The organism is Gracilimonas mengyeensis (assembly GCF_900182705.1).
In the GTDB taxonomy this organism is placed as follows: Bacteria; Bacteroidota; Rhodothermia; order Balneolales; family Balneolaceae; genus Gracilimonas; species Gracilimonas mengyeensis.
Genome location: NZ_FXTP01000010.1, coordinates 55023 through 75855 on the forward strand (window position 1 = coordinate 55023; position 20833 = coordinate 75855).

A 20833-nucleotide genomic window follows, 5' to 3' on the forward strand; every position below is an offset into this window, starting at 1 on the left:
AGGCATCAGTAAGGGTGCGTTGCAATGCGCCTTACTGATAAAAGTCTCATTTCTTTCCATACAAAAAACGCAACATATTGGGAAATCGCTCGGCCCAGGCTCTTTCGTTATGAGCGGCGTTTTCGGCTTCCATATAGTTCAGGTTTTGATCATCCCAACCGGTATCCCGTAGCGCATCCCTTAAAGCCCGGGTATGTTCAGTCATTTGCCATCCCTCTGCGGTGCCTATGTCCAGCCAAATTTTTTGTCCGGTGGGTTGATCAAGCTGTTCCACTTGTCGCAGGATCCACAGGTTATCCCACCATACCGAAGGAGATACCACCAAAAGTTGCCCGAATACATCCGGATGTTGCAGTCCCAGATGCAGGGTAATGAGTCCGCCCAGGGAAGAACCTCCTAATGCGGTAAACTCTTTTTCAGGCTTTGTGCGTAGGTTCTGATCCACAAAGGGTTTCACTTCCTGCAGGATGAAATCGCCGTACACATTGCCCTTCACCCCCATGGAAGGTTTTTTTGCAACAATAGTTTGGACTGGTGAGTCAGGAGTTCCAGAGAACCGGAAAGTGATGCCTGCTTGCGGTTGATAGTACACCGAATCCGATTCGTGTATAAGATGCTGCCATTCTGTTCCGCCAGGGATCCATGTCATGAGAGTATCATTGCGGGAGGAAAAACGAAGGGTATCCCCTGAACCTGTTAGAAAAGTACCGGTGTAACCAGAAAGTTTACCAGCCTCAACTGGAGCAGAAATTCTGGACAATTCATGTTTCCAATGCTGACGAGTAGGGGTGTATTCGTCAAAACGGTCGGTGGTATTGGCAATGCCCACGATGATAACAGGTTCAATCTGGCCATTATTGATCAGGGTTTCAGCAGCTTCATCTACCTGCCACTCTTGACCGGCTGCAGAGGCATCAAAAGCATTTTGTCCGTCATGCATATACAGTACCGGGTAACGTCGGTTGCTATCCTGATATCCCGGAGGCAGGTAAATATAGAGATCCCGATTCTTCAGATGTTTGCTTGGAAAGTCCCGGAAGATTTCTACCTGCCCGGTCAAGGTAGAAACAGGTTCAGGAGCTTGATCTTGCCAGCTTAAGGAGAGTTCATTGGGCTTATTCTTGTATAAGACAACGGTGTGATTTCGTCCGTTTTGCCAGCCATCTTCCGGGTTATTCGTACCATCCACCTTGATCTTTAGGGCCACCAACAAGCTGTCGGTTTGAAAAGAAAAGGGAACCTGAACAGTATAAATTCCGTCGCCATCCATATCTGATGCCTCAAAGGTGGTGCCCCAGCTCAAAGGCGGCTGATCACCTCTCAATCCTACCAGCTCGGAACCCGTATCAAGCCATCCAGCCTCAACAGGTCTCCTAAGATCCAGTTCAGCATACAAAGTATCGGCTGTTTGAGAGAAGGAAATACCGGGAGCCATCGTGCAAAAGCAGAGGACCAAAGAAGATATAAGCTTGTTCATATGGAATGATTTATTAAGGATCGCTGAAGGTAGTAAAATATTCTGAATAGGAGGCCCAACAATTAAAAACCAGTAAGGACGGCAATACACCCTAACTGGCTTGGATCATTGATCGATGAATCATCCGTGAAATCCTCCAATCCACTTAACCCACGATCAAAAAAAGAAGAAGCCCCGATCAGGAGGCTTCTTCTGTTGTTAGCAATCTATAGCTTTTGTGAAGCTATAATCCAGTAAACTCAGTGCTTCCCGGAGATACCAATCCCATGGGTTCGTCCGGGAAACCGATATAATGATTGACGATTAGTCCATAATCTTCCGAAGAAAAGCCGGTTGGTCCGTGTCATCTTTACGAATGCGTTCGGTGCGGCTTTGGAAAGGAGCGATATTGTCTTTGGCGTCATTATCCTGATGATCTTCCTCTTCAGGAACCTCAATGTTCTCTTGCTGCTTGCGAACATTTAAGTCGCGGCGCAAATAAGAGGGGGTATCCAGCTTCTTGAGGTTGTTTTCGCCTTTGTAATAATCGCCGGTATTTCGGGAAAATTTATTGGGGACTTTAGAGTCGTTTTTACTTTGCTGCATATTAGCCTGAGCATTTTCGGCCGCTTTGTTAAGCGATTCCTTCTCTTTGCCAGCCTCTTTCGCAGCTTTTTTCTCTTCAGCCAGATCAAAACCGGTAGCAATAACCGTTACACGGATTTCATCGCCGAAGGTCTCATCGAGCACTGTACCGAGAATAATTTCAGCATTCTCACCAGCCTCTTCATGAATAATGTTGGTAGCCGTAGTGGTTTCGCGCATCCCCAGGTTAGAACCAGCCGAAATGTTGACCAATACGTTGCGGGCTCCGCGAATACTGACGCCATCTAATAACGGTGAGTTGATGGCAGCACGTGCAGCTTTCTCGGCACGGTCCTGTCCGTCTGCGGTAGAAGAACCCATAATGGCAGCTCCTCCGTCACTCATGGTTGTGCGTACGTCGGCAAAGTCAAGGTTGATAAGACCAGGCATCAGGATTAAGTCGCTGATACCGCGGGTTGCGTTGTAAAGCACCTCGTTACCCATCGCGAAAGCTTCCATCAGAGAAGTATTCTCATCGGCAATATCAAGCAGACGCTCGTTTGGAATTACTATAACAGTATCGCAATTTTTCTTAAGCTCGTTGATCCCTTCCTGCGCATAACGCATGCGGATTTTACCTTCCGCCATGAAAGGGGTGGTTACGATACCCACGGTCAATATGCCGCGACGCTTGGCAATGCCGGCAACTACGGGTGCCCCTCCGGTTCCGGTTCCACCGCCCATGCCTGCCGTCACAAATATCATGTCAGCATTTTCGATGGACTCTTCAATTTCGTGCCGGTTTTCCTCCACGGCCTCACGACCAATTTCGGGTCGGGCACCGGCTCCAAGTCCATTGGTAAGCGCCGAGCCTACCTGGATCTTAATATCCGCCATGCTGTTTTTGAGAGCCTGTGCATCCGTGTTCAGCGCAATGTACTCTACGCTGTCGAGGCCCATATTAATCATATTATTTACGGCATTACCGCCGCCACCGCCTACGCCAATGACTTTAATTTTAGCGTTTTCCTGGCTCTGTTCGTCAAAAAAGAAACGTGAATTGTTAGCCATGATAACTCCTGTTTTGTGTGTTGTTTACTGGATTATTTTTATTTGTAGATGATTGCTTATCAAATCTATATCCGTTGATGTGGAAGCTTAAAGCCTGCCAAATGCATCAAACGGTTCTGATACGTTGTCTTTGATTGCTTTTTTTTAGTTCAAAGTTCTTTAAACCAACTCTTCATGCGGTCCGTGATTTTCTGCATCACCTGTTCCACGTTGGTTCCTTGGGAAGATGAGGGTATCATCGTTTGGTTATTGGCGGTGCCTGAGCGAAGTGCATGCATCACCAAACCTACGCCGGTAGCGTAAATGGGACTGTTCACTTCCTCCTTTAAACCGCCTGTGATGCCCAGTGGAATTCCCACTTTGGCATCGAGTCCTAAAATTTCGTTGGCCAGCGGACAGATGTTCTTTATCAATGATCCGCCGCCGGTAATGACTACACCCGCACTCAGAGAGTCGGCATAGCCGCTTCGTTTAATTTCAATGCCCACAATCTCAAGGATCTCTTCCATGCGGGCCTGTACAATTTTTGCTAAAATGCTTTTGGTGATTTCTTTTGGGGGACGTCCTGCGATGCCGGGCACCGTAATGGTTTCATCTTCTTCAATAAGATCGGCATAGCTTTCGCCATGTTTACGTTTCAGGGTTTCAGCCTGGTCATCAAGTACGCTGAGGCCTAAGCGGATATCGTCCGTTACCTTCTGTCCGGCAATAGCTACTACCGCCGTATGACGGATGGTGTTATCCTGAAAGATGGCCATATCGGTAGTTCCACCGCCGATATCCACCAGCACTACACCGGCTTCTTTTTCTTCTTCATCAAGTACAGCGTAGGAAGAGGCGAGAGGTTCCAGGATCAAATCAGCCACCTGGTAACCGGCGCGTTCTACACAGCGGTACATGTTTTTAGCCGCAGAAACCAGACCGGTGATGATGTGTACTTCAGCTTCCATGCGCATGCCACTCATTCCAACGGGGTCACTGATGCCATCCTGTCCATCCACTACAAATTCCTGTGGAATCACGTGCAGGATCTGTTGATCGGTAGGAAGCATGATACGCTGGCAATCTTCAAGCAGGCGTTCCACATCTTTTGCTGTGATCTCGTTATCACGGTTATTTATGGTGATAACACCTTTACTTCGCATGCTGCGGATGTGGTCTCCGGCAATTCCAACATTTACGGAATTAACCTGGATGCCCGAGGCCAGTTCAGCCTGTGCGATAGCATCTTTGATGGCGTTCACGGTTTTGTCAATATTCACTACAACGCCACGGTTCAGCCCGTCACTCTGGGCTTTACCAACGCCAAGAATATTAATGCGTTCCTGTTCATCAATTGAAGCTACAATTGCGCAAATTTTTGTGGTCCCTATATCCAGACCAACCATTATGTTTTCATGTTCTTCCATGTCGATCCGCTGTGTTTTGTTGATTGCTAAAGTATTTTTTTGATGCTGTCAGTAAAAATCCCGTATCCAAGATTGCTTTCCATCTGGCAATGAAGTCTCTCCTTGAGGAGAGTACGGCTTTAGCCTGGAGAGGTGTTGGAGCCAAAGCATCTAAGTTATTTGCAAAGAAAATCCCTGCTTCGTGCCCAAGGGGCGCATCAAACTTCAAGGCCGCTATGTAATCCAAATCAAATCTCACGGGTCACCACCTGGTTTGTAAATCTGAGATCAACCTGGCGCATGGCATCAATGCCTTTTGTCTTTATCACCTGATGATAAAATGCTTTCCAGTTCTCGAGTTTCAGTTCAAAATTGTTGTGTCCAAAAATCAGTTTTACACCGTTCTCATGGCTTAAAGCCACTACGCCATCCATTTTATCGTATGCAAGCTCGCTGAGTGTGGTCCAACTAAATGGATCTGCTTGAGCTTGAACTAAAAACTGACTCAGTTGCTTAAAGGATTCTCCATTGAGAGTATCAGAGCCAGAGGTTCGGTATCCATACAATAAGGGTACATCTGGAGATGGCTTGTCTAGTATCGGCAAGCGAACACCCTCTGCATCCACATAAGCGCGGTCTTTGCCATGTACCAAAAGGGCAACGGGAATACGTTCTTTAATACTCAATCGCAATGTCCCATTTGGCTCCACATAAGGCACCACTGATTTTACATAGTTCAGTTTTTCAACCCGCATTGATACTCCTGAAAGATCCAGGCTGTCTGGCTTTACTTCCGGGGGGATGGCTGCTGCCTGTTTAACCTCTTCGTAGGTGGTATACCTCAGCTCGTTCACTTCCAAATCTTGGACAGTCACATTTCTGTTCCAGTACATAGCCGCAAGCACAGCAAGACCGACCACCATCAAAATGGCGGTTATCCAGGGCATCAGGGTTTTATTTGAGTTCTCTTTACTCAATCAAGTACCGGTGGTTTAAACGTGCCAGATTCCAGTTCTTCAATAAATTCTTCTCCAAAACGATAGATGTCGCCGGCTCCCATGGTGATGATGATATCACCCTCATGGACCGTCTGTTTCAGCGCATCAGTAATTTGGGTCTTATCTTTTATATACTTCACATTGTTATGACCGTATTGCTCGGCCGTATCGGTTATCAGTTTCCCTGTTACTCCTTCAATAGGTTTTTCGCGTGAGGGATAGACGTCGGTTACCAACATCACTTCGGCATCAAAAAAGGAGAGGCCAAATTCTTTATATAAATCTTGCGTACGTGAATAGAGGTGAGGCTGAAATACAGCCACAATTCTGCGGTCGGGCCAGCCTTTTCGGGCTGCCTGCAAGGTGGCCTGTACTTCTGTGGGGTGATGGGCGTAATCGTCAATCACCGTACAGCCGTTATCATATTTGAGTTGAAATCTTCTAAAGACTCCTTCAAAGCGTTCCAGTCCTTTTTTGATCAGTTTAAAGTCTATGCCCAATTCAATGCCGGTGGCAACGGCAGCCAGTGCATTTTTCACATTATGATCACCGGGGGCTTTCAAAGTTATCACCCCTAACTTATTGCCTTCATGTATTACCGAGAAGGTGCTGGTTAATGCATCAGAACGGATGTCCGTGGCGCGCAACTGGGCTTGCGGGGTAAGTCCGTACGTAAGGACTCGTTTCTCTAATTTTGGCAGGATGCTTCTCACATTGGGATCATCCAGGCACACAATCACGGCTCCGTAGAAAGGCACCTTGTTGGCATAATCTACAAAGGCCTGTTTTACATCATCGAGGTCGTCATAGATGTCAAGGTGTTCGGCTTCAATGTTGGTGATGATGGCAATAGAAGGTGACAGTCGTAAAAAAGTGCGGTCAAACTCATCGGCTTCTACCACAATCAGATCGCCTTTGCCCACCACGGCATTGGTTTTATCGAAACTGTGTACTTTACCGCCCACAATGATGGTTGGGTCGTAATTACCATCCTGGGTAACCTGACCGACCATAGTGGTTGTAGTCGTTTTGCCATGGGTGCCGGCCACACCGATACCGAATTTCATTTTCATCAGCTCGGCAAGCATCTCCGCACGTTTTATAGTCGGAATGCGCTGCTCCATAGCCGCTTTGGTTTCTACATTCTCATCGGCCTTTACAGCACTGGTGTACACGACCACATCGGCACCCTCCATATATTCGGCTTTGTGGCCTTTGTGTACGGTGGCACCCAGTTCTTGCAGCCGGCGTGTAGTTTCGGTTTCCGCGCCGTCCGAGCCGGTAATGGTGTATCCGCGCTGCAATAAGATTTCGGCCATCCCGCTCATACCAATGCCACCTATACCCACCATGTGGATATGTTGTGTGCGGCCAAATACGGGTTGGGTCTCAATGCGTTTTTCCACTATTGGTCTAACTTGGAGGTTGCGATTTCTAAAATTTCTTTGGCAATCAGTTGGGCCGCTTCCGGTTTTGCCAGTTCCAGTGCTGCCTGGTTCATGCTCTTTAAGTGTTCCTGATTATAAATTAGCTCTTCAACCAAATCGGACATTGTTTCTTTCATGGTGCTATCATCGAGAATTTTAGAAGCTCCGGCGTCGGCCATTGCTTTGGCATTTTGTGTTTGGTGATCGCCCGCTACATTGGGGGAGGGCACCAGCACACTGGGTTTGCCCGTTAGCATTAATTCAGAGCAAGAACTGGCTCCGGCACGGCTCATTACAAGATCAGCGGCCGCGTAGGCTTCCGCCATATTATCGAGGAAAGCCGTGAGCCTAAGGTTCTTGTAATCATGGGCATTAAATTCGTTTTTAAGCTGATCGTAGTAACGAGAGCCACATTGCCAGATAATCTGTAGGCCTGCTTCGTCATGCAGACGCTTCATGTTGGCTTTCATGGCTTCATTGATGGTTTTTGCGCCACCACTGCCGCCCATTACCAGTAATACAGGCTTGTCATCATCAAATCCAAAAGCTGACAAAGCCACCGATTTATCCACGCCTGTTAAGGTGGCGCGGGTGGGATTGCCGGTAACCTGCGTTTTTGATGCTGGCAGGTAGCGGTCAGCTTCTTTAAATGCAGTGAATATTTTTGTGGCAAACTTCGCCAACAAGCGGTTGGTTACTCCCGGGAAACTGTTTTGCTCTTGTATAACCACGGGAATGCCTTTTTTGCCTGCGGTCCATCCAATGGGACCTGCTGCATAGCCACCGCAAGACACTACCACTTGGGGCCTGAAGTCGGCCAGTATTTTGAGGCTTTGAGCTAAACTGGTAACCAACTTAAAAGGGAATACCAGGTTTTTTAAGGTGAAACGCCGGTGGAATCCACTGATCCAGATACTTTCAATATCGTATCCGGCTTTGGGAACAGCCCGCCATTCCATGTGGTCGCGGGTGCCTACAAACAGGATTTCTGTTTCCGGATTTTGCTCTTTGAGTGCATCTGCAATAGAGATGGCAGGGTAAACATGTCCACCAGTGCCGCCGGCCGCCAATAAAATTCTTGGTTTATCCATAGTACATGGTCCTCCGGCCCCGGTTATGTTTCGAGATGTTGAGGAGAATCCCCACCATCAACCCGGTAAATAACATGCTGGTACCGCCGTAGCTTACAAAAGGCATGGGCAGACCCGTTACCGGAAGAAGGCCACTGGCCACACCGGCATTTACAAATCCATAGAAAACAATAGTGAGGGTACACCCAACAGCCAGCAGGGCTCCAAGCTGATCTTCTGCATTACGGGCGATAAATACCACCCCGCGTATTAAGATCAGTGTAAAAATGAAAATGAGTGAGGCAGCACCCAGCAGTCCGTACTCTTCTGCTATGATGGCAAAAATGAAATCGTTGTAAGGAGCGGGGAGGAAATCTCGCTGGGAGCTTTTCCCAATGCCTACGCCAATTAGTTCACCCCGGGCAATGGCAATGTGGGCCTGTTGGGCCTGGTAGCCGCTGCCTTGGATAATGTGTTCGCTGGGGATGTCTTTAACCTGGGTAATGTATTGCTGGATACGATCCTGCCGGTTGCCGGATTGTCCGATAAGAGCAGCTCCACCAATAATACCAATGGCCACCAAAGTGCCTAACTGCACCATGCTAATGCGGCCTACAAACATCACAATAAGACAGATAGCCATGAGAATTCCTGCACTACTAAAGTCTTCGAGGCCGATAAGGGCGCAAGTGACGACTACCCAAAACATGATGGGCAAAAATGATTTTTTGAAATCCTTGATGTATTCCTGCTTCTCACTCAATAGCACGCAAATGTGTACAAGCAGGGCAACAGAGGCCACCATAGATGGTTGAAAACTGAAACCAGCCACATTCAGCCAGCGTTTAGCACCAAATTGTTCCGTTCCAAAAGCCAGTACTGCCAAAAGCAGGAACAGGCTGGCTACCATGCCCAGACGGCTAAACTTGGCAATGGTGTGATAGTTGATCTTTGAGAAAATCAGCATCACGAAAAAGGCAATTCCAAGCTTAACCAGGTGCCCGATAATGAGCTGACCAGCGGTGGTAGCTTTTGATTCAGCAAAAAATGCAATGGAAGAATACACCGCAAGGATCCCGAACGTCATAAGGATGACAACTGCCATCAACAGATAGCGGTCGCTGCCTTGTGCACGGTTGTCAATATCTTCGGCCTGGGAGCCCATGACATTGGAAATATTGCTATGTGGACTGGTGTATATCATGATTTAGTTAAATCCCAAATTACAAGTACCAAATTCCAAATCTGTCATTGCGAGGAGCCGGCTAAGCTTGATTCGGACAAAATTATTTACCGACGCGGCAATCTCTCTCAAGAATCCTTGATGTCGTTTCAGGGAGATTGCTTCGTCGAAAAACATACCATACCTAATTTGTCCTGGGAGACTCCTCGCAATGACAGGCTTTGGTGATATTTTTGTTAGAATTTTGGTCATTAAAATTTGGTGCTTGTTACTTACAGCTTATCTACTTCATCTTTGAAAATCTTACCGCGGTGTTCGTAACTGTCAAACATGTCAAAAGAGGCGCATGCAGGACTTAAAAGAACCACTTCACCACGTTTTGCTCCTCTTTGAGCGGCCCGTACGGCGCCACCCATTGTTTCTACTTTTACAAAATTGGGAGCCGTCTTTCCGAGTTGCTCTTCCACACGTTCTTTTGACTCACCAATGGCGATGATGGTGTGAACTTTTTCCCGGATTTGAGCTTCCAGTTCGCTGTAGTCATTTCCTTTGTCACGGCCGCCCAAAATCAGCGTTACCGGCACATTGAAACTATCCAGGGCAAACCAAACGGCATTTACATTTGTGGCCTTGCTGTCGTTGATGTATTTCACGCCTTCAACCTCGCGAGCCAGTTCCAGGCGATGTTCAACGCCGGTAAAAGACCGCAGACTTTCACGAATGGCTTCGTTTTTGATTTCAGCCGCTCTGGCGGCCAGGGCGGTGGCTAACCCGTTGCTAAGGTTGTGGCGTCCGCGTAATCCTAATTCTTCTACAGGCATAAGAGGTTCTTCCTTGTCGTTGAATTTAAAGATGATATGTTGGTCGCGAACAAAAGCTCCCTGGGGTACTTCCCTCTCATAAGAGAATCCCCACAACTGTGGAGCATTCTGTTTTAGCGTTAGCTGTTCAACATGCTTCTGGATGATCGGGTCGTCATAATTAAAGATGAACCGCTCATCCGCCGTCTGATTTTCCGTTATCCTGAATTTGGCAGCGGCATAAGCCTCCAAACTATTCTGATAGCGGTTTAGATGATCCGGCGTAATATTCAATATCAGGCTTATCGCCGGTTTAAAATCGTTGATGTGATCCAGCTGAAAGCTGCTTACTTCCAGCAGAAAATCACCTTTGTTGGATTCAATCTCGTCTGAAAATGCCATACCAATGTTTCCGGCCAGCGCATGATCTCGTTTTGCTGTATTCCATACATGGTGCAGCCAATTGGCGACCGTGGTTTTGCCGTTACTTCCGGTTACCGCGATGATATCCTGTGAAGTAAACCAGCTGGCCACTTCAATCTCCGAGTACACCCGTTTGCTTTCATTTAGATAATATTGAACAATTGGGGCTTCGGTGGGTACACCGGGGCTCACTACCGCAAAATCTCCCTTACGGGCTTTTTCGGTATGACCGTTTTCTTCAAAAGGAATACCAGCGGCTTCCATTTTTTGCTTTGCTTCATCGCCGATGGCGTTATAATCAGACACAAAAACATCAGCCCCTTTCTTTTGCAGAAGGAGTGCGGCGGCTACGCCACTACGGGCAGCGCCAATCACAACGATATGTTTTTCTTGTACTTCTGTCATCTGATTTTAAGCGTTAACAAGCTGAGAATGCCAAGCAGCACGGCGATAATCCAAAAGCGTACCACAATTTTTTGTTCGGGCCATCCCTTTTTTTCATAGTGATGATGGATGGGTGTCATCAGGAAGACTCTGCGGCCTTTACCATATTTTCTTCGGGTCCATTTAAACCAGCTGGTTTGTATGATCACCGAAAGTGTTTCAAAAAAGAAGACGCCACAAATAAAGGGGAGTAATAATTCCTTGTGCAGCATTAATCCAAGCGCACCAAATGCGCCGCCAAGGGCCAATGAACCGGTATCTCCCATAAAAACAGAGGCCGGGTTGGTGTTATACCATAAGAAGCCAATACATGCGCCAATCAATGAGGCGCTGAAAATGGTGAGTTCGCTGGCACCGGGCAGGTACATAATGTCGAGGAAACCGGAGAAATCGACTCGGCCAGAGATGTATGCAAAAATCGCAAATACAATCCCGCAAATAGCCGAGGTGCCCGCGGCAAGTCCGTCCAGGCCATCGGTGAGATTGGTGGCATTACTTACGGCGGTAATCACAAAAACAGCCACGCCGAGATAGATCATCCAGCCAATGGTGTCACCGAAATAGGCGTAATCAATATTCACATTCTTCAAAAAGGGTACGGTTGTTAACGAATTGAAGCTTTCAAATTCCGGGTGGAAGTACAGCATGGCGCCAACGACCAAACCAACGGAAACCTGTCCGGCCACTTTAAACCAGCCCGCAAGCCCGCTTTTATCCTTCTTCACCACTTTGATGTAATCATCAATAAAACCCACGGCCCCAAGCGTGAGGGTTACAAATACTATGAGCCAGCTGTAAATACTATCCATGCGGGCCCAAAGTATTGTGGGGATCACTATAGAAAGAATAATGATGACCCCGCCCATAGTAGGGGTGGAACCTTTAGCCAAATGGTGATCGAGACCAATATCGTCCCGAATCACCTCTTTTAGCTGCAACTTGCTTAGCCACTGGATCATTTTTCGTCCAATGAATAAGCTGATTAGCAAAGAGGTTATAGCGGCCAGGGCGGTTCTTGTGGAAATAAAGGCCACCGCTCCGGTACCCGGGACGTCGTATGCCGTGTCAAGCCAGGTGAAGAGATCATGCAACATAGATCAGGTGCTCCTCCCGGCTTTTTTAGTTAAGCATTCACGGGCAATTTCCCGGTCATCGAAGTGGTGGCGCTGGCCGTTTACCTCTTGGTAGTCCTCATGGCCCTTACCGGCAATGAGGATAATTTCGTTTGTAGATGCATCATCAATAGCACGTTCAATAGCTTCCTTGCGATCGGTGATGCTGGTTACTTTTTCCAGCTTCTCAAATCCATTCAAAATATCCGCGATAATCAGGTCGGGATTTTCTGTACGTGGATTGTCACTGGTTACAAAAATTTTGTCTGCAAATTCTTCTGCCACCTTGGCCATTTCGGGCCGCTTGGTAGTATCACGATCGCCACCGGCGCCAAATACCACCGTTAATTTTTGGGATGCATCTTTTACCGCAGAAAGGGTAGAGAGTACATTTTGTAGTGCATCGGGGGTGTGGGCATAATCCACTATTACCAAAGGCAGGTCGCCTTCAGCAGTGACAGGTTCCATACGGCCAGCTGCGCCTTTGGCCTTACTAAGTGCGTTGGCAATTTCTGCATCAGAAAGACCCAGGGCTTTGCAAATCAAGAACGTCTGCCCCAGGTTATAGGCATTAAACTTGCCTACCAGCTGGCTTACAATTTTTTCTCCGTCTATAATCACGGAAAGCCCGTCTGCTGTATTTTCTAACACATACGCCTGTTCTTCATCAAAACTGAGAGGAAGTACTTTGGCTTTACAATTCTTGAGCATGGTGGCGCCAAAATCATCGTCCATATTTACCACCGCTGTTGATGATGCAGGCAAATGATCAAATAGCATCTTTTTTGCCGCTGCATATTCTTCCAGGGTGTGATGGTAATCAAGGTGATCGTGACTCAGGTTGGTAAATGCGGCCACTTCGAAAGTGAGGCCATGTACGCGATATTGGTGCAGCGCATGGGATGAAACTTCCATCACCAGGTACTCAGAGCCGGCCTCAGCCATTTGCTTCATATCTGAGGCAAGTTCTACCGGGTCGGCAGTGGTAAGTTTACTTTCCATCACCTTGTCCAGAATTCTCTTATGTACCGTTCCCAGTAATGAGGTCTTTTTGCCAAGTGCGGTGAGTACCTGATAAACCAGGGTGGCGGTCGTTGTCTTGCCGTTGGTCCCGGTTACACCAATCAATTTCATTTTTTGTGCAGGATAACCTGCGAAAGCCTGGGCAACGGGACCAGCCAGTTTCCTGGAATCTTCTACTTCAATAATGCATACATCCTGATCGGTGTAATAGGATTCCTCACAGATAATCACCTTTGCTCCACGGTTGATGGCATCTTCTATAAAGATATGTCCGTCAACTTCAGTACCGGGAATAGCTATAAAAACCCCGTTTTGATCCACCTTACGTGAATCAATGGCGCACATACTTAACTCACCGTCTACTTTATTCGTGACGTGAAGCGGATTACAAATTTCTATGAGTGTATCAATTTTCACTTATAGCTTAATCAGTTGTTTGCAAGGGTTAATGATTCCAGTGATTTGGCTTTTCCACGAATGGTTACCGTGTATCCTTGCCGCAACAGCGCCCCGGCCTGGGGATATTGTGCGTAAATAGTTCCAGAGCCAATAATTTCTGTTTTCAATCCCATATCGGTGAGCATTGTATTGGCCCGGCGCATATTCAGCCCTCTCAATTCGGGCACTTTAGCGTAGCCTTCTTTAATACTTTCACCGTCTTCAGGGGTATAAGTTTCTGCCAGTTGCAGCTTAATTTCTTCACCTTGTTGTAATGGGGTTCCAGCTTCGGGAATCTGTTGTACTACATATTGGCCCTGTCCTTCAGCCGAAAAGGGAACATTCAAAGTTTTCAAAAGGGTTTTTGCCTGGGTTTTAGGTAAACCGCGGAGCAAAGGCGCTTTAGCAAAAAGAGTATCAGCAGTATCCTCTTGGCTGCGCATGTTGTGCTGAATTTCACTGTCTAGCCCGGCAATGCGCAATGCTACCTTTCGGAAGATAGGGCCTGCGGTATATCCCCCGTATCCGCTGGTTTTGGGTTCATCCAGCAAAATGAAGCATACATACTTTGGATTTTCTACCGGAAAGAAGCCCACAAAAGAACCACGATAACGATTGGTGTAGCGTCCGTTTACTACTTTCTTAGCCGTTCCTGTTTTACCGGCGATGCGCAATCCTTCAACCTGAGCATATTCACCCGTACCAGAATCTGCTACTACGCTTTCAAATACAGGCAGCAACTTTTCAATGGTTGATTTACGGGCAACACGACGGATTTCTTCGGGTTCATTTACCTTTACAATTTCGCCGTTGCCATCTTCAATTTTTGAAACGAGGTAAGGCCGCATCAGCGCTCCATTATTGGCAAAGGCGGCATAAGCCTGCGTAATCTGTAATGGCGTGGCCTGCATTTCGTAACCGTGCGACATCCAGGGCAAGGTCACCAGGCTCCAGTCAAATGGTTTGGCCAGGGTACCGCTAACTTCTCCGGCAATATCCACATTGGTTTCGGTGCCAAAACCCAGGTTGCGTACGTATTGATAAAACACTTCAGGCTCAAGGCGCATGGCGATCTCAGCGGTGGCTACGTTTGAGGACTTTTGTATTACCTCCTGAAAAGTTAAGTCGCCCAATGGATCATGGTCTCTCAAAACGAGATCATGAATTACGACTTCGCCATTGTCCGGGGTCTCAAATACTTCATCAAAACTTACTACTCCCTGTTCAACGGCGGCTAAAGCAGTTACCAGTTTAAAGGTAGAGCCGGGTTCAATCATATCAGAAACAGCAAAATTACGGCGGTTCTCCTCATCGATACTTCCCGGGTTATTAGGATCGTAGGTTGGGTAATTAGCCAAGGCTTTTATAGCACCGGTGCGCGGATTCATGATGATGCCGGTTGCATAGTTAGCCATATGCTTTTTGGCTCCGGCTTCCAATTCATCTTCCAGGATGGCCTGGATGTAGGCATCAATGGTGGTATGCAGCGAATAACCGTTCTGAGGGAGTTTTCTGGGGGCGCCTACGTATTCAAAAATGCGATTACGGGAATCACGCCGTACTTGTCGTACACCGTCTTCGCCCCGAAGTTCTGTATTGTAATAAGCTTCCAGGCCCGTACGCCCATTAAGCTGATGATTGACAAAACCCAGGGCATGGGCGGCCAGCGAACCGAAAGTGTACTTTCGCATGTAATTTTCTTCCAGTATCACACCTTTTAAATCCAGTGCTTTAATCTGGTCTTTGGCAATAACCGATAAATTATTGGCCAGTACTATATATCGCGAGCGGGAGGGGGCTGCATTGATTTTACCCCGGTAATATGAAGCTCCCCGTCCGGTAACGGTTCCCAGCTTTTGGGTTAATTGAGCGATGGTTTCACCGGTAACACCTTTCACCTTTGGATCAAAGGCCAGCTTATAGCTTACCGAGTTGGTAGCCAGCAGCGTACCATTGGCATCGTAGATGTTACCTCGTTGGGAGGGAATGGGAATTTGCTCAATGGCTTGTTGGCTCCAAAGGCCTCTAAGCGCTTCACCCTCAAAATAGTTGATGCGTATCAACTGGAAACCAAGGGCACATGGGATGAGCAATATCAACCCAAAAACGATAAACATCCGGCTCAATATGGCTTTTCTGTCCTCCATCGGCTTATCTCTCTATGATTATGACTTGTTCGGCCGGCCCGCCATTCACGAAACCTTGTGCTTCGGCTTTGCGGTAAATTTCGGCTGGTCCAACCATACGGTCATATTCCAGTTTCAGTTCATCGTATTGGGCTCTTGCACGGTTATATTCCGCCTGTAATTGTTGAACCTCACGCAGCGATTGTTGCGTGGAGAATACATGGGTTAAGTACATCAGGCCCAAAGCACTAATAATGAGACTGCCTACAATTACTTTCCAGGGCTTTACTTTTGGGATTCCTATCTTGGAACTCTCTCTTCCCGCTTTTCTTTTTTTCTTTTGGGATGAACCCGGTGAAGTTTGGGCATCCGGCTTGGGAACTTTACGGAGATTAGGTCGAATATCATGTTTCTTTAGTGGGGATTTAACAATCATTCGCCGCCTCCTTCTGTTTTTTCAGCAATCCGAAGTTTGGCACTTCGTGCCGCAGGGTTATCGGAAACCTCTTTTTCAGATGGGGTGATCACCTGCTTGTTAACAGGCTCAATGGGGGACAAGGGGTTACCGTAAAAGTCTTTTTCTATCTTGCCTTCAAAATTACCAGCTTTAAAAAATCGTTTAACCAAGCGGTCTTCCAGAGAGTGGTATGATATTGCCACAATGCGACCTCCGGGTTTTAGCACTTCAAGCGACTCTTGCAGTACGCTCTTCAGCATATCCAGCTCCCGGTTTACTTCAATACGGATCCCCTGGAACACGCGAGCGAGTGACTTTACCTCGTAGCGGTTATTTACTACCGAGGAAACAACTTTTCTCAATTCCCCGGTGGTTTCAAGGGGACGGTTCTCAATAATAGCTCGTGCAATCGGACGGCTTTGTTTTTCTTCGCCGTAGTGGAAAATGATATCCCGAAGTTTTTCGTAGGAATACTCATTTACCACCTGGTACGCTGAAATACCGGAAAACTTGCCCATGCGCATATCCAGCGGGCCGTCTTCCTGAAAACTAAAACCTCGTTCCGCTTCTTTAATTTGATGGGTTGATACGCCTAAATCCAAAAGGATTCCGGCTACCTGACCGTGTTCCTGGGGAGGAATTAGCGTAGCCAAGTAGCCAAAATTGCCTTTTATGGTTGTGAAACGGGGGTCATCGCCAATACGGGATGAAGCCTCTTCAAGGGCCTCATCATCCTGGTCGATGCCGTATAGCCGTCCGTTTTCACCAAGATTATTTAAAATTTCTTTGGAATGTCCGCCACCGCCAAGGGTGCCGTCTATATATAGTCCTTCCGTGTCGGTTATCAGGGCATCAACCGACTCGTTCAATAATACCGGGATATGTGGGTGATAGGTCGTCATATTATGCACCATCGTCTTCCGGTTCATCTCCCATTACTTGTTCAAAAATCTCTTCGTAAGCTTCATCGTCTAAACTCTCATCTATTTTCTCGAGTATGGAGGGGTCCCATACTTCTATATAGTCTCCCATTCCCAGGAATACGGCTTTGCCATCTATTTTGGCGTATGATGTTAAATCATTAGGCAGCGCGATGCGGTTTTGTTTATCCAGGGACACATCTTCTGCATAGCGTAAAAAATTTCTCTTGGCTACCCGCCCTTTTTTTGTGAAATTGTTTATGCGGGATAACTTCTCTTCAACTTTTGCCCATTCATCTTCGGGGTAAAGGTACAGGCAGGGTTCTTGTCCACGCACCATAGTGAAGCGTTCTTGTGCGGAGGGACTTAGGGACTTTCGCAGTTTTGCAGGGAAAGCCACACGCCCTTTGGCATCTACACTATGCTCGTATTGTCCTTTAAAGCTTGGCACGGGTAACCCTGCGATGGTTTAGATTGCTAATTATGGAAGGAAGAGAAGAAGTCCCCACTATCTCCCACTTCACCCCACAATGTACCCCAAAGTACCACTATGTGTCAAGAACTTTCCGGTAAATCTTAAAATCTAATGAAAGGGAAATGATATTGAAGAAGCCTTAGTCTTGCATCAGAGGCCCATTTTAGGGTAAATATCACGCTACACACTGTGTTAAGGCTATTAACAAGCGAGAATTTTAAAGTTACTTTTGGTTTAGAAGTCGAATATTCCTGGAAAACAGATATCGTGAAGAAAGTGGGAGAAAGTGGTAGGGTTTTGGGGGAGAATGTGGGAGATAGGAAAAAGCGAACGTAAAAAAGGGTTATTTGAAATGCTTTTTGGTCGATTTTTATTATACTGAAAAGGTCAACTAAATAAAGATATCAGCTACGGTAATAGATAATAAAATGAAAGAGATGAGAAAATTTAGAGCACTGATTATTCTTCTGTGTGCAGTCGCAACAACTACAGCCTATGCATCACCGGCCGACTCGGTGCAGTTGCAACAGAATATTTCTGAGCTTGCCAATTACTTTGAAGGCAAAGGCTATGCAATCAATCAGATGTTGCAGGACAATCGGTTTAAGTTGATTGAAGGCATTACCGAGAAGTTCACGCGGTCGGCAGAAGTAAAAATTGAAGGCTTTGAGCAATATCAAAAAGCGGTGGGTTTTGATCGAAAGAAAACGATTGTAGCCGATTTTATGAAAGAATACGGGGATGAGCTTATCGCTGCTGAAAAAGAATATGACATTTCACGATACGTGATTGCCGGCATCATTGGTATTGAATCCGAATTTGGAAAATATAAAGGAAGCTACAATCCGTTTAATGCCTATGTTTCTATGTATGCCGAAGGCTACCGTAGTGATTTTGCCAAAGCGCAGCTGGAAGAACTCCTGATTTTTACCAATGAACATAATCTGGATGTGCTTTCGCTGGAATCAAGTTATGCGGGGGCCATGTCGTATGCGCAGTTCATTCCATATTCACTAAACCGTTGGTTTGTAGGCAGTGAATTATATAATATGAAGAACAATATCGCCTCAGTGGCCAATTACCTGGCCCATTTTAAAGAGATTACAGGCAGTACCGAAAAAGCGATCTATCGGTACAATCCCAGCAGTTTATATACTCAGGCTGTACTTGCTTTAGCAGAAGAGGCAAGGCAGGTGGACCAAGACTGACATAGGTTATCTTCATTAAAATTCGAATGTAATATTTGAGAGATGGAAAAGAGAGTTATAGTTATTGTAATGTTATTCGGGGTAATTACTTTAATCGGGTGTAGCAGTAATTCAAAATCTGATCCTTATTCTTCCACCAATCCTCCAGGTACTTCAGCGGGGCACTACCTAAGGGCCGATGAGTTTGATCGGCTTATAGTGGAAATAGATTATGTAACCGGGAACAAACCATCGGCTGCCAACATCGAAGTGATGCAGTCTTTTCTTGAATATGCTCTGGCCAAACCTAAAGGCATAGAAATTATACTGGATGATGAAATCGACTCGCTTACTGATTTTTACGGAAGAAATGAAATGGCTATTGCCGAAAACAGGCATCGGGATATGTTTACTGAGGGAAAAACTCTTGCAACTTATGTTTTATATATGAATGGGAAGGTTGCCGCTTCCTCTATTGGAGGTTCAACCTTTTACAATACTTCCATGGCAGTTTTTCCAGAGTTTTTAACAACAATAGCAGATACAGTGAGTGCTTACACTGCGGATGAGCTGATATCTTACGTGACAGTACATGAGTTTGGACACAAATTAGGTTTGGTAGATATTGGTTCACCCATGCAAGAACCACATGCTTTCCGTAACGCCCGGGGACATTGTTCAGACAGTACTTGTGTCATGTGGCCAACAATTACAGAAGCTTCTTTTGAAAGATATAAATCTGATACAACTTTTGGCCTTGGGAGCTTGTGTCTTCAGGATTTGTTGGAAAATGCGAAACCGTTAAACTGATTTACAATCTCTGCATATGCTTTCGGCTGAAATGAGTTAAAGCCTTATCCAAACCACATTATTCCAAGTATTTAGCCAGCGTCCCCATTAAATTTTCGTGAGAAAGAGCTACCCCATATTCCACAATTACACCGTCCGGGGAAAGCAGGTAATAGGTGGGATAACCATCCACGCTGTACATTTCCTGTATGGGATTATTCGTGTCAAAAATTTCCGGGATTTGTGGCCAGTTGATATTTTCCTCAGCTATGAATTCTCCAAAATTTTCAAGATTCGATTCATAGGCGATACCCACAATTTCAAAATGTTCTCCCCCGTATTTTTCATACGCTTCTTTGATGGTAGGAAGGGCTTCAATACAAGGCCCGCACCAGGTTCCCCAAAAGTCGAGCAGTACATATTTTTCCTGCAAATCTTTTAGTGATAATTCAGATCCCGATAATGTTTCTGCGGTAAAATCAGGTGCTTCTGTTCCAGGCCGAAGAGCCACTTTGGGATCTACTTCTTCCGCTGAGGGGACTATGGTAACCGAACTTCCATCCATGGCAATTTCAGAGATTTCCCAGCTTTCACCCGCGATGTGAAAGGGCTCGGTTACTGCATAGGATTCCATTCCATCTGGCATTACATCAAATATTCCATTTTCATCCAAATCGATATATAAATAAGTGAACGGTTCTTTACGGTAGGGCGGTGCGCTTTCTTTGCTGAGAGCTATATCGAACCTCTGCCCGTGAACCTCCCAAGTTCCAATCCGGAGTTCGTTAAAATATAACTGAAGGCTTTCGGATGGTGGAGTGTCTCTTAAATACATTAAGCTGGCCAAGCCTTCGTGGGTTACTATTTTTTCCCCATCAAAGTAATTGAAGCGGGCTGTGATTTTGGCTTCCATAACTTCAAAGTTATTATCTTGAAATACCACTACCGTTGGCTTGAAATACACCGGGTTTTTGGTACCAAAACTCCCATCTTCATCTTCTGTATAAACTGTAGGATTGCCGTTCTCATCTTCTCCAACAGCTACCGTAACAATCACATCCACCCACTCATCGGTAACAGTTTGTTCATCGATCATTACCATAGCCCGTTGCCAGGTTGCTGAATCAATAAAGCCTTTTGTAAAGCCCTGTTGTATGTATTGGTAATAGTCAATAATACCGTGGATGACTTTTCCCTCTTTCAGGCTTTTTGGAAGCTTATCCGGTTCGCCGGGATATTTCGGTTCAAAAGTGTAACCACCACCCATACTAATAGCTAAAATCGGTGGTACCTGCCCAGTATTTTTGATAAGAGGAAGTTCAAGCTGGAAAGAGTTATTACTGTTATTCTGTGCAACTACCGAAAAACTGAATAACAGTACCCCAAATACAGTTATAAGATATTTCATAAAGTAAGAATGATATGTTTGTACTTGCGTTCAGAATAAGACAGGGAATAATA

At 46.2% G+C, this 20833-nt stretch carries 17 protein-coding genes; 2 read left to right on the forward strand and 15 right to left on the reverse strand.

The window, feature by feature from the left end; all coding sequences use genetic code 11:
• Window positions 1-46: 46 nt before the first annotated feature.
• The 14 genes from FN815_RS11920 to mraZ all read right to left on the reverse strand — a co-directional run bounded on the left by FN815_RS11920 (window position 47) and on the right by mraZ (window position 17372).
• The gene (locus FN815_RS11920; protein WP_142454866.1) at window positions 47-1477 is read right to left on the reverse strand and encodes an alpha/beta hydrolase; all 1431 of its coding nucleotides are present in this window, start codon (window positions 1475-1477) and stop codon (window positions 47-49) included.
• A 303-nt stretch (window positions 1478-1780) separates the two neighbouring features.
• Window positions 1781-3112, reverse strand: coding sequence for a cell division protein FtsZ (ftsZ, locus tag FN815_RS11925; protein ID WP_142454867.1), 1332 nt, complete (start codon window positions 3110-3112; stop codon window positions 1781-1783).
• 149 nt (window positions 3113-3261) lie between these two features.
• A complete protein-coding gene (gene ftsA / locus FN815_RS11930; protein ID WP_142454868.1) occupies window positions 3262-4521 on the reverse strand; it encodes a cell division protein FtsA in 1260 nt (419 codons plus the stop codon).
• Between the two features lie 227 nt (window positions 4522-4748).
• On the reverse strand, window positions 4749-5477 hold the full coding sequence (locus FN815_RS11935; protein ID WP_142454869.1) for a cell division protein FtsQ/DivIB: 729 nt from the start codon (window positions 5475-5477) through the stop codon (window positions 4749-4751).
• Window positions 5474-6850 (reverse strand): UDP-N-acetylmuramate--L-alanine ligase, encoded by a 1377-nt coding sequence (gene murC / locus FN815_RS11940; RefSeq protein ID WP_221930316.1) that lies wholly within the window; start codon window positions 6848-6850, stop codon window positions 5474-5476. The genes FN815_RS11935 and murC overlap by 4 nt, the downstream gene beginning before the upstream one ends.
• 53 nt (window positions 6851-6903) lie before the next feature.
• Window positions 6904-8016: an undecaprenyldiphospho-muramoylpentapeptide beta-N-acetylglucosaminyltransferase gene (gene murG / locus FN815_RS11945; protein WP_142454871.1), complete on the reverse strand. Its 1113-nt coding sequence runs from the start codon at window positions 8014-8016 to the stop codon at window positions 6904-6906.
• Complete coding sequence (locus FN815_RS11950) at window positions 8009-9199, reverse strand: FtsW/RodA/SpoVE family cell cycle protein (RefSeq protein WP_142454872.1); 1191 nt, start codon at window positions 9197-9199, stop codon at window positions 8009-8011. Before FN815_RS11950 ends, murG begins: the two co-directional genes overlap by 8 nt.
• Window positions 9200-9450: 251 nt before the next feature.
• Window positions 9451-10806, reverse strand: a complete 1356-nt coding sequence (murD, locus tag FN815_RS11955; protein ID WP_142454873.1) for a UDP-N-acetylmuramoyl-L-alanine--D-glutamate ligase — start codon at window positions 10804-10806, stop codon at window positions 9451-9453.
• Window positions 10803-11939, reverse strand: coding sequence for a phospho-N-acetylmuramoyl-pentapeptide-transferase (mraY, locus tag FN815_RS11960; protein WP_142454874.1), 1137 nt, complete (start codon window positions 11937-11939; stop codon window positions 10803-10805). Before mraY ends, murD begins: the two co-directional genes overlap by 4 nt.
• A gap of 3 nt (window positions 11940-11942) precedes the next feature.
• Window positions 11943-13397, reverse strand: coding sequence for a UDP-N-acetylmuramoyl-L-alanyl-D-glutamate--2,6-diaminopimelate ligase (locus FN815_RS11965; protein WP_142454875.1), 1455 nt, complete (start codon window positions 13395-13397; stop codon window positions 11943-11945).
• Window positions 13398-13408: 11 nt separating this feature from the next.
• Window positions 13409-15565, reverse strand: a complete 2157-nt coding sequence (locus FN815_RS11970) for a penicillin-binding protein (RefSeq protein ID WP_142454876.1) — start codon at window positions 15563-15565, stop codon at window positions 13409-13411.
• A 4-nt stretch (window positions 15566-15569) separates the two neighbouring features.
• Window positions 15570-15980 carry an FtsL-like putative cell division protein gene (locus tag FN815_RS11975; RefSeq protein ID WP_142454877.1) on the reverse strand — a complete coding sequence of 137 codons (411 nt, stop codon included), beginning with the start codon at window positions 15978-15980 and terminating at the stop codon, window positions 15570-15572.
• Window positions 15977-16915 (reverse strand): 16S rRNA (cytosine(1402)-N(4))-methyltransferase RsmH, encoded by a 939-nt coding sequence (gene rsmH / locus FN815_RS11980; RefSeq protein WP_425461077.1) that lies wholly within the window; start codon window positions 16913-16915, stop codon window positions 15977-15979. The genes FN815_RS11975 and rsmH overlap by 4 nt, the downstream gene beginning before the upstream one ends.
• A complete protein-coding gene (gene mraZ, locus FN815_RS11985; RefSeq protein ID WP_142454879.1) occupies window positions 16905-17372 on the reverse strand; it encodes a division/cell wall cluster transcriptional repressor MraZ in 468 nt (155 codons plus the stop codon). The genes rsmH and mraZ overlap by 11 nt, the downstream gene beginning before the upstream one ends.
• 461 nt (window positions 17373-17833) lie before the next feature.
• Here mraZ and FN815_RS11990 point away from each other — a divergent pair, with 461 nt between their 5' ends.
• On the forward strand, window positions 17834-18604 hold the full coding sequence (locus FN815_RS11990) for a lytic murein transglycosylase (protein ID WP_246075267.1): 771 nt from the start codon (window positions 17834-17836) through the stop codon (window positions 18602-18604).
• Window positions 18605-18646: 42 nt separating this feature from the next.
• The gene (locus tag FN815_RS11995) at window positions 18647-19393 is read left to right on the forward strand and encodes a hypothetical protein (RefSeq protein ID WP_142454880.1); all 747 of its coding nucleotides are present in this window, start codon (window positions 18647-18649) and stop codon (window positions 19391-19393) included.
• A gap of 58 nt (window positions 19394-19451) precedes the next feature.
• On the opposite strand, the gene FN815_RS12000 is transcribed toward FN815_RS11995, so the two are convergent.
• A complete protein-coding gene (locus FN815_RS12000) occupies window positions 19452-20780 on the reverse strand; it encodes a TlpA family protein disulfide reductase (protein WP_142454881.1) in 1329 nt (442 codons plus the stop codon).
• Window positions 20781-20833 lie beyond the last annotated feature (53 nt).

Coding starts and splice junctions, on each gene's coding strand:
- FN815_RS11990 (WP_246075267.1), top strand. CDS start 17,834: ATGAGAAAATTTAGAGCACTGATTATTCTTCTGTGTGCAGTCGCAACA.
- FN815_RS12000 (WP_142454881.1), bottom strand. CDS start 20,780: ATGAAATATCTTATAACTGTATTTGGGGTACTGTTATTCAGTTTTTCG.
- ftsZ (WP_142454867.1), bottom strand. CDS start 3,112: ATGGCTAACAATTCACGTTTCTTTTTTGACGAACAGAGCCAGGAAAAC.
- rsmH (WP_425461077.1), bottom strand. CDS start 16,915: ATGGTGCATAATATGACGACCTATCACCCACATATCCCGGTATTATTG.
- mraY (WP_142454874.1), bottom strand. CDS start 11,939: ATGTTGCATGATCTCTTCACCTGGCTTGACACGGCATACGACGTCCCG.
- FN815_RS11995 (WP_142454880.1), top strand. CDS start 18,647: ATGGAAAAGAGAGTTATAGTTATTGTAATGTTATTCGGGGTAATTACT.
- FN815_RS11975 (WP_142454877.1), bottom strand. CDS start 15,980: ATGATTGTTAAATCCCCACTAAAGAAACATGATATTCGACCTAATCTC.
- FN815_RS11970 (WP_142454876.1), bottom strand. CDS start 15,565: ATGGAGGACAGAAAAGCCATATTGAGCCGGATGTTTATCGTTTTTGGG.
- FN815_RS11920 (WP_142454866.1), bottom strand. CDS start 1,477: ATGAACAAGCTTATATCTTCTTTGGTCCTCTGCTTTTGCACGATGGCT.
- murC (WP_221930316.1), bottom strand. CDS start 6,850: ATGGTGGGTATAGGTGGCATTGGTATGAGCGGGATGGCCGAAATCTTA.
- FN815_RS11950 (WP_142454872.1), bottom strand. CDS start 9,199: ATGATATACACCAGTCCACATAGCAATATTTCCAATGTCATGGGCTCC.
- ftsA (WP_142454868.1), bottom strand. CDS start 4,521: ATGGAAGAACATGAAAACATAATGGTTGGTCTGGATATAGGGACCACA.
- murG (WP_142454871.1), bottom strand. CDS start 8,016: ATGGATAAACCAAGAATTTTATTGGCGGCCGGCGGCACTGGTGGACAT.
- murD (WP_142454873.1), bottom strand. CDS start 10,806: ATGACAGAAGTACAAGAAAAACATATCGTTGTGATTGGCGCTGCCCGT.